This is a genomic window from Micromonospora sp. NPDC002411, assembly GCF_053592955.1.
In genome coordinates this window covers 1-9,368 of record NZ_JBSFBM010000264.1, presented here as the reverse complement: position 1 = coordinate 9,368, position 9,368 = coordinate 1, and the positions used below count along the sequence as shown (strand labels likewise).

Genomic DNA, 9,368 nt, shown 5'->3' with positions numbered 1-9,368 from the left:
GGCCGGCGCACATCACCACGTCAACGTCGGTCTCCGTCACGAAACGGGCCAGCATCGCGGCGCCACCGCCGCCGCCTTCCTGGGCGTCACCGCCGTCGGCGGGTACGTCTGGTTCGCGCTGCTCGGCGCGGCGGTCGTGACCGCCCTCGTCTACGCCGTCGGCGGCGGACGTGGGGCCACCCCGGCCCGCCTCGCGCTGGCCGGCGCGGCGCTCAACGCGACCCTCTACTCCTACGTGAGCGCGGTGATGCTGCTGGACACGGCCTCGCTGGACCGGCTGCGGTTCTGGACGGTCGGCTCGCTGGCCAGCGCGGACGCCGCGACCGTGCAGCGGGTGCTGCCGTTCATCCTCATCGGCCTGCTGGTCGCGCTCGGCGCCGCCCGCCCGCTGAACGCGCTCGCCCTCGGCGACGACGCGGCGCGCGCCCTGGGCGCCCGACCCGTGCTGATCCGCGCCGCCGTGATCGTGGCGGTCACGCTGCTGTGCGGCGCGGCGACCGCCGCCTGCGGGCCGATCGTCTTCGTCGGGCTACTGGTGCCGCACCTGGTCCGCGCCCTGACCGGCCCGGACCTGCGATGGTTGCTGCCGTACTGCGCGGTGCTCGCGCCCGCGCTGCTGCTCGGCGCGGACGTGCTCGGCCGGGTGCTGGGTCGGCCGGGAGAGCTCCAGGTCGGCATGGTGACCGCCGTGTTGGGCGGCCCGCTCTTCCTCTGGCTGGTCTCCCGTGCCAAGGTGGCCCACCCGTGAGCGGGCGAACCAGCAGACTCGACACCGCGACAGTCCTCCGTACCCCCGGCGGGTTGTCGCTGCGGTACCGTCCCCGCGCGCTGGCCGTCGGTGTCGCGGTGGCGCTGCTCGCGGTCGGGCTCGGCCTGGTCGCCCTGGGCAGCGGTGACTATCCGATGGGCTCGGCCGACGTGCTGCGCACGCTCGCCGGCGGCGGTACACCCGCGGAGCAGTTCATCGTGCACGAGCTGCGACTGCCCCGCCTGGTCACCGCGCTGCTGGTCGGCGCTGCGCTGTCGCTGGCCGGCACGGTGTTCCAGTCGCTGGTCCGCAACCCGCTGGGCAGCCCGGACATCCTCGGCTTCACCCAGGGGGCGTCGGCCGGCGCGCTGGTGGTGGTCGTCCTCGGCGGCAGCAGCCTGGCCCTCGCGGGCGCGGCGGTCGCCGGTGGGCTCGCCACCGGCCTGGTGATCTACGCCCTCGCCTGGCGACGCGGCGTACACGGGTACCGGCTCATCCTGGTCGGCATCGGCATCGCCGCGATCCTGACCGGAGTCAACGGCTACCTGCTGACCCGGGCGCCCCTGATGGACGCCGCCCGGGCGGTGCTCTGGCTCACCGGCAGCCTGGACGGGCGGGGCTGGGCCAACGCCGGGCCGCTGCTCGCCGTCCTGGTCGTCGTGACGCCAGTGGTCCTCGTCCTCTGCGGCCCGGCGCTGCGGATGATGGAGTTGGGTGACGACACGGCAGGCGCCCTCGGCGTGCCGGTGCGCCGGCTGCGCCTGGTGCTGCTCACGGCGGCGGTGCTGCTGGTCTCGTTCGCGGCGGCCGCCGCCGGGCCGGTGTCCTTCGTGGCGCTGGTCGCCCCCCACGTGACGAAACGGCTGACCCGGGCGCCCGGCCCGAACCTGCTGCCGTCGATGGCCGTCGGATCGGCGCTGCTGGTCGGCGCGGACCTGCTGGCCCAGCGCGCGTTCCCCGGGCACCAGCTTCCGGTCGGTGTGGTGACCGGAGTGATCGGCGGCGGCTATCTCGTCTGGCTGCTCGCGCTGGAACGCCGGGCGGGTCGACTGTGAACACCCGCGACGCCCTCGAAGGAGCACCCATGCACCCCGGCACCTCCCGGCTCGGCGGCACCGCGCTGACCCTCGCCTACGACCAGCGCACCATCGCGGAGAACCTGACCGTCGCGGTGCCGGACAACTCGTTCACGGTGATCATCGGTCCGAACGCGTGCGGCAAGTCGACACTGCTCCGCGCGCTGTCCCGGATGCTGCGCCCGAGCGTCGGCACCGTGCTGCTGGACGGGCGCGACATCCACGACCAGCCGGCCCGCGCCGTCGCCCGCACACTCGGCCTGCTCCCCCAGTCGTCGATCGCGCCGGACGGCATCAGCGTCGCCGAGTTGGTCGCCCGGGGTCGTTACCCCCACCAGGGGCTGCTGCGGCAGTGGTCGCGCGAGGACGAGCGGGTGGTCGAGGAGTCGATGGCCGCGACCGGCGTCGACGACCTCGCCGACCGTTCGGTGGACGAACTCTCCGGTGGGCAACGGCAGCGGGTGTGGATCGCCATGGCGCTGGCCCAGCAGACCCCGTTGCTGCTGCTCGACGAGCCCACCACGTTCCTCGACATCGCCCACCAGATCGAGATCCTGGATCTGTGCGCCCGACTGCACGAGGAGCAGGGACGCACCCTGGTCGCGGTGCTGCACGACCTGAACCACGCGGCCCGCTACGCCACCCACCTGATCGCCATGCGCGACGGTCGCGTGGTGGCCGCCGGAGAACCGACGTCGGTGGTCACCGCCGACCTGGTGGCCGAGGTGTTCGGGCTGCCCTGCCGGGTCATCGACGACCCGGAGACCGGCACCCCGCTGGTCGTTCCCGCCGCCCGCCGTCGCGCCGTCGAGCCCGCGTGAACGCCAGGCGTTTCCGCGACCCCTGGGGCGTTCCGCACCTGCGTGCCGACGACCCCCTCGCGCTGGCGGCGGCCCAGGGGCGGGTGACGGCGTACGACCGGGCCTGGCAGATCGAGGTGGAACGGCACCGGTCCCAGGGCACCAGCGCGGCGTTCCTCGGCGTCGACGCGCTCGACTGGGACCGGTTCGCCAGACGGGTACGACTCGACGACACCGCACGATGCTGCCACGCCGCGCTCGACCGGGCGACCGCCGAGTGGGTGGGCGCGTACGTCGACGGGGTCAACGACGGCCTCGCCGCCGGGGCGGCCCGCGCGCCGGAGTTCGCCGCCACCGGGCTGAGCCCGGGCCGGTGGGAGCCGTGGACCCCGCTGGCGGTCTGGCTGGGCCATCACATCCTGTTCGCCGGGTTCCCGGGCAAGCTCTGGCGGGAACACGTGGCGCAGCGGCTCGGCCCGGACCTGGTCGAGGCGTTCGCCACCGACGGTCCGGCCGTCGCCGGCAGCAACGGGTGGCTGCTCGCCGCCGACCGCACCGGCAGCGGGGGCGCGCTGCTCGCCGGCGATCCGCACCGGTTCATCGAGGACCCGGGCGTCTACCAGCAGATCCGGTTGGCCTGCCCGGAGTACGACGTCATCGGGCTGGCGGTGCCCGGTGTCCCGGGCATCGCGCACTTCGGGCACACCGGCGCGGTGGCCTGGGCGATCACCAACGCGATGGCCGACTACCAGGACCTGTACGCCGAGCGGCTGCGCCGGCAGGACCGGCAGGTGCAGGCCCTCGGCCCGGACGGCTGGCAATCCGTGCACTGCCACGTCGAGACGATCGAGGTGGCCGGGGCGGACCCGGTCGAGGTCGAGGTGATGGAGACCGACCGGGGTCCGGTGATCGTCGGCGGGCCCGGCGACGAGACGGCGATCAGCCTGCGCTACCCGCCCCGGGTCCGCGCCGAGCTGGGTTTCGCGACGCTGCCGGAGCTGCTGCGCGCCCGCACCGTGACCGATGTGGACCACGCGCTGCGGCACTGGGTGGAGCCGGTCAACGTGGTGCAGGCGGCGGACACCGTCGGCGGGCTGCTGCACCGGGTCGCCGGGGCGATTCCGGTACGGCATCCGGACAACGGCCGGCGGATCGTCCCCGCGTGGGACGACGCGTACACCTGGCAGGGGTGGTACGCGCCGATGCCCCGCGCCGAGGTGGCCGGTAGGGCGGTGATGGCGAACGAGCGTGGCCTGGCGACGCTGTTGGGGGTGGAGTTCGCCGCGCCGCACCGGGCACGCCGCATCGCCGAACTGCTCGACGCCGGGCAGGGCTGGACGGCCGACAAGATGGCAGCGGTGCACACCGACACGTACCTGGGCTCGGCAGGGCCACTGCTGACGGTGCTGGCCGAGTCGGACGGGCTCAGCCCGGAGGCCGCCGCGCTGCGCGACCGGCTGCTGCGCTGGGACCGACGGATGACCGCCGACAGCGCCGACGCGGCGGCCTTCGCCACAGTGCGGGCGGCTGTCGTACGGCGGATCGCCGCGCACCCGGCGCTGGCCGCGCTGGCCGAGCCGCCCGCGTACCCCGAGGTGTTCGCGCCCTGGTTGGCGGTGACGCCGCGCGTCGGTTACGCGCTGGAGCACCTGCTCGGCGGACGTCCGCTGCCCGGCGTGGACCCGGCGGCGGTGGTGCGCGCGGTGGCCGAGGAGGTCGCCGAGGCGACGGCCGGGCCGGCGCGCTGGGGGGACCTGCACCGGTTGGCGGCCTGGCGGGCGCTGCCCGACCCGGACGCCGGCCCCGGCCCCCGCCTCGACGGCGACCACGACTGCGTGCTGTCCACGTCCAGCGTCCCCGGGGTCACCCACTGGTGTTTCCGGGGCCCGGCGGCGCGTTTCGTCTGGGATCTGGCGCGGCGCGAGGACAGCCGCTGGGTGGTGCCGCTGGGCGCGTGCGGAGTGCCCGGCGACACGCACCACGCCGACCAAGGCCCCGCGTGGTTGGCGGGCGAGCTGCTGCCGATCGTCACCGACTGGGACCGACTCGTCGAGGAGCCGGATGAGCACTGACCGACACCACCACCACAGCGAGGTCGACGGATTCGGGACGGTCACCATCCGCCCGGTGCGGCCGGACGAGGACGTCGACCTGCTGCACGGCTGGGTCACCCAGGACCGGGCCCGCTTCTGGGGGATGCGGGAGGCGAGCCGCGAACGGGTGCACGAGATCTACGCGTACCTGGACTCGCTGGTCACCCACCACGCGTACCTGGTGCACCGCGACGGGGTGCCGGCCGCGTTGGCACAGACCTACCAGCCCGAGGCGGACCCGGTCGGCGACTGCTACGACGTACGCCCCGGCGACGTCGGGGTCCACCTGCTCATCGGGCCTCCGACAACTGTCGAACGCGGGTTCACCGGCGCGTTGTTCGGCGCGATCCTCGACTTCGTCCTCGCCGACCCGGGCCGACGGCGGGTCGTGATCGAGCCGGACGCCCGCAACGAGCGGGCCATCAACCGGTTCCTGCGTACCGGATTCCGGCCCGGACCACTGATCGACCTGCCGGAGAAACGCGCCCGCCTGCTCTTCCTGGACCGACCGACGGGCTGAAACGGACCGGCCGCCGATCGGGCTGCCTCGCGCAGCTCGACCGGCGGCCGGTGACCGTGGCGTCAGCGCAGACCGAACGCCCGGGTGATGCTCTGGTCCACGGTGTTGCCGGCGGCATCGCGCGCGGCGGTCCGCAGGCTGACGAAGCTGGCCTTCGCCGGCGCGGCCAGCGCCAGACGCCACCCGTCGCCGTGCCGGGTCAACCGCGGCTTCTGCCAGGTCGCGCCGTCGTCGTAGGACACCTCCACGGTCACCGCGCCGACCGTGCCGGAGACGTCGGGCAGGTGCGAGGCGACCACGGTGAGCGGCGCGCGCCGCGACGCCTTTCCGTCCCGGTCGATGTCCACCTGGTAGTCCAGCTGGATCATCGGCAGCACCTCCGCCGACTCCTCCCCGGTGACCGCCGAGCGGAAGCCCCACTCGGTGCGGGTCCGCCGCGAGTACGGGTTGGTCCAGGCGGCCCTGTCGTTCTCCACCACCAGTCGGTACGGCAGTCGCTGTGCAGGCAGGGCGGACACCTGGAGGTACTCGGCGTTGCCCCAGTTCAGCTCCTTGTCCCCCTGGTAGAGGGTGGTCCGGTTGACCATGTCGAAGTTCGCGTACGCCTCACCGATGTGGCCACCGCCGTCGCCCCACCCGGGCGCGGGCAGGTAGACGGTGTCCAGGTACCGCACGGGCACGTAGTTCCCGCCCATCCGAGGGCGCTGGATCGGCCCGAACCAGCGGACCGTGCTCGGCTTGCCGGCCGGGTAGGCGGTCACCCCCATCAGGTGCTGACCGGTCTCGCCGGCGATGAACGCGTCGTCGACCCACCGCTGGTCGGCGCTCACCCAGTCGGTGCGCCGGCCCTGCGCCGGGGCAGTCTCCTGGTTGCTCGACGCCCAGCCCCGCCAGATGTCGGTGCGGAACTCCAACGCCTTGCCCTGCCGGTAGTTGCGGAACTCCACGTCCACCCGGGCCAGGTCCCGCTTCGTCGGCCGGTAGGTGAGGTCGCCCGGCACCGCGCCGGTCCAGTGGTGCGCCACGTCGTACAGGTAGCTGGTCTCCGGGTGCGACTCGACGGTCAGCCGCACCGCGCCGCGCTCCAGGGAGGCGATGAGCTGGTCGCCCTCGTCGGCACCGAGGGTGGCGACGGTCACCGGGGCGGGGCTCTCCGGGCTCCACGCGAACTCGTCCCACGGCTGGAGCCGCCCGACACCGTCGTTGACGACCAGCAGCAGCGTGGCTCCGGCCGCGGCGGCGGCCTGCGCCTGGGTGGCGATGTCCACGGTGTCGCTGCGCCTGACCACCACGGCCCGGTCCCGGACCGGCCGCTTCGCCAACCCGGCCGCCGACGCGTCGGCGACATAGACCGCGTCCAGCTGACGACGACCGGCCGGCAGCGCCGGGGTCGAACGCTTCACCATCAGATCGTCGTACGAGCGGCCGCCGGCCGAGACGGTCAACGGCGGCTGTTCCAACCGCCACCGCGCACCGAACTCGAACTCGCCGTCGGTGACCTTACGGCCCGTCGGCAACGCCCACATGCTGTCGTACGAGTCGTCGGGCAGCACCTGACTTTCGGTGAGACTGGCCCCGGAGGACCTGTGGATGTCCATCCGCAACGACGTGGCGGTGGCCTCCTGCGGCACGACGGCCCGCACCTGCCGGGCAGCCCGAGCGTCGAGGGTGACGGTCCGGTCCCGGTCCAGTGTGACGTCGGTGAAGCTGAGCATCGCCATGCCCTTGGAGCGCGGCCCGTGCACGCCGCGCACGTCCGCGGAGATCCAGCCGGACCAGGTGGCTACCGGCAGCCGCAGTGTCGCGGTGCCGCTCTCGGGCAGGTCCACGGCGGTGAACAGGCCGTCGGTGGTGAGGATGACCTTGCCGACGAGTGGCTTGCCGTCGCGGTCCTTCGCGACGAGCGTCAGGTTCTGCCGCTGGCCCTCCTTGCCCGCCCCGATCAGGGTGCGGCCACGGACCGTGCCGGTGTCGTCGGTGGCGACGATCATGCCACTGACCTGCTTCTCCACCGGCAGCTTGTCGTAGGCCGCGGTGACCGTCACGGTGGCGGTGCCGCCGGCGGGCACGGTGACCGTGTCGGCGGAGAGGGCGAAGAGGCCGGCCGGTGCGGTGGCCGCCTCGACGGCCAGCTTCAGGGTGACCGGCGCGCCACCGACGTTGGTGTAGGTGACCGTCCGGTCGACAGTCGATCCGGGCTGCTGCGGCCAGCCCTGGAAGCCGGAGTACGCGCTCGGGGTGGCGAAGACGGTGGCGTGCGCGGCGGCGACCGCGTCCACCCGGCCGGCACCGGCCTGGTACGGGGTGTACCCGGGCGTGGCCTTGACCGTGCTGACCAGCGCCTCCTTGATCCGCTGACCGGTCCAGTCGGGGTGCGCGGCGGCGACCAACGCGGCCGTGCCGGCCACGTGCGGGGTGGCCATCGACGTGCCGCTCATCAGCGTGTAGTCCCCGGAGCCGCCACGGACCAGGTGGGAGCGGGCGGCCAGGATGTCCACGCCGGGCGCGGTGATCTCGGGCTTGAGCCCGCCGTCGCCCGCGCGCGGGCCCTGGCTGGAGAAGTCGGCCAGGTGGTCGGTGGCGTCGACCGCACCGACGGTCAGCGCGGAGTCGGCGGCACCGGGGCTGCCGATGCTCGCCGGGCCGCTGTTGCCGGCCGCGATCACGAAGAGGGCGCCAGTCTCGGCGCTGAGGCGGTCGACCGCCTGGCTCATCGGGTCGCTGCCGTCGGTGGCCTCACCGCCCAGGCTCATGCTGACGACCCGGGCCTTCTGCTCGCGGGCCGCCCACTCCATACCGGCGATGATCCACGAGTCCTGGCCGCTGCCCTCGCTGTTGAGGACCTTGCCGATGTGCAGCCGGGCGCCGGGGGCGACGCCCTTCTCGACACCGCCGGAGGCCGCGCCGGTTCCGGCAATCGTCGAGGCGACGTGGGTGCCATGGCCCTTGTAGTCGAGGATGTCGGGCTCCGACGGCACGAAGCTGCTGGACTCGGCGATCTGGCCGGCGAGGTCCGGGTGCTCGGCGTCCGCACCGGAGTCGAGGACCGCCACGTCGACACCAGCGGCGGTGTTGCCCTCGGCCCACAGCGTCGGCGCGCCGATCTGCGCGGTGGACTCGGCCAGGTCGGCGTGCACCCGACCGTCCAGCCACACCTTGGCGATGCCGTTGGCCAGGACCGGGGCGTCGCCCGTACGGCGGGCCGAGCCGGCCGTCAGCGCGGCCCAGAACCGGCCGGCGGTGGAACGCTCGCGGGTCAGCGCCGCGCCCTGCACGCTGTCCAACGGCCGGACCAGCGTGGCACCGTCCACCGTGGGTCGGGTGCGGGCCCGGGCCGCCGCGTCGGTCATGGTGACGATCAGCGGCAACTTGTCGGTGTGCGCGTCGTCGTACCCGTCGGCGATGAGGTCGGTGACGTTGAACAGCTGCCGGTCCAGCACACCGCCCGTGACGTACGACAGCGCCGTGTCCGGGTAGACGTAGGTGTCGCCGTCGAGGACGGTGCGGTGGAAGCTCGGCGTGCTGCCGTCCGGCCGGCGCACTGTCGAGACGGTGCTGCCGTCCGCGCCGGTGGTGACAGTGACCGTGTCACCGGTGATCAGGGTGACGGTCGACGCGCGTCCGGCTGCGGCGGGAGGAATCCCGGCCGGGCGTTCGGGGCTGGTGGGCGGGGCGGCGGACGCCCCCGCGGCGGGTGGGGTGAACCCGGCCGCCAGGGTGAGGGCGGCGCCGAGGGCGATCAGCCCAGTTCGGCGACGCCGGTGAGACAGAGCCAAGATGACCTCTTTGTGTCGAGAAGTGGTACGCAGCACAGCATCGATGCCACGCCCACCTCTCGTCCCCCACCAAACGGCGGCGCGTTTGAGCCATGGCACAAACCCGCCACCGCTGGTTCACCTCGCGGACGCGCCCGCAGTGGCCAGTTCGGCGAGCCGGTCCAGCTGGCTCGGGTCGGACAGGGCCGACCCGACCGCCACCACCCGTACGCCCGCTTGCAGGAACGGGGCGGCGTTGCCCGCGTCGAGGCCGCCGGTCGCGACGATACTGGCGGTGGCAGGGCGGGAATACGCTCAACGGGTCATTGTGGACTCTCGCCTACGAGATCTTCTGCTACCTGCTGGTCGCCGTCTT

At 73.7% G+C, this 9,368-nt stretch carries 6 protein-coding genes; 5 read left to right on the top strand and 1 reads right to left on the bottom strand.

Features of this window, described 5'->3' with window-relative positions:
• The 5 genes from ACWCO3_RS25895 to ACWCO3_RS25875 all read left to right on the top strand — a co-directional run.
• On the top strand, positions 1-748 hold a 748-nt coding region (locus ACWCO3_RS25895; RefSeq protein WP_450012487.1), incomplete at its 5' end, for a FecCD family ABC transporter permease.
• On the top strand, positions 745-1,803 hold the full coding sequence (locus tag ACWCO3_RS25890) for a FecCD family ABC transporter permease (RefSeq protein WP_450012485.1): 1,059 nt from the start codon (positions 745-747) through the stop codon (positions 1,801-1,803). The genes ACWCO3_RS25895 and ACWCO3_RS25890, both read left to right, overlap by 4 nt.
• A gap of 29 nt (positions 1,804-1,832) precedes the next feature.
• The gene (locus ACWCO3_RS25885; protein ID WP_145781078.1) at positions 1,833-2,645 is read left to right on the top strand and encodes an ABC transporter ATP-binding protein; all 813 of its coding nucleotides are present in this window, start codon (positions 1,833-1,835) and stop codon (positions 2,643-2,645) included.
• Positions 2,642-4,696, top strand: coding sequence for a penicillin acylase family protein (locus tag ACWCO3_RS25880; protein ID WP_450012483.1), 2,055 nt, complete (start codon positions 2,642-2,644; stop codon positions 4,694-4,696). The genes ACWCO3_RS25885 and ACWCO3_RS25880 overlap by 4 nt, the downstream gene beginning before the upstream one ends.
• Entirely contained in the window at positions 4,686-5,237 is a 552-nt protein-coding gene (locus tag ACWCO3_RS25875) for a GNAT family N-acetyltransferase (RefSeq protein WP_357834016.1), read from the top strand. The genes ACWCO3_RS25880 and ACWCO3_RS25875 overlap by 11 nt, the downstream gene beginning before the upstream one ends.
• A gap of 62 nt (positions 5,238-5,299) precedes the next feature.
• On the opposite strand, the gene ACWCO3_RS25870 is transcribed toward ACWCO3_RS25875, so the two are convergent.
• The gene (locus ACWCO3_RS25870) at positions 5,300-9,013 is read right to left on the bottom strand and encodes a S8 family serine peptidase (RefSeq protein ID WP_450012481.1); all 3,714 of its coding nucleotides are present in this window, start codon (positions 9,011-9,013) and stop codon (positions 5,300-5,302) included.
• Positions 9,014-9,368: the final 355 nt, after the last annotated feature.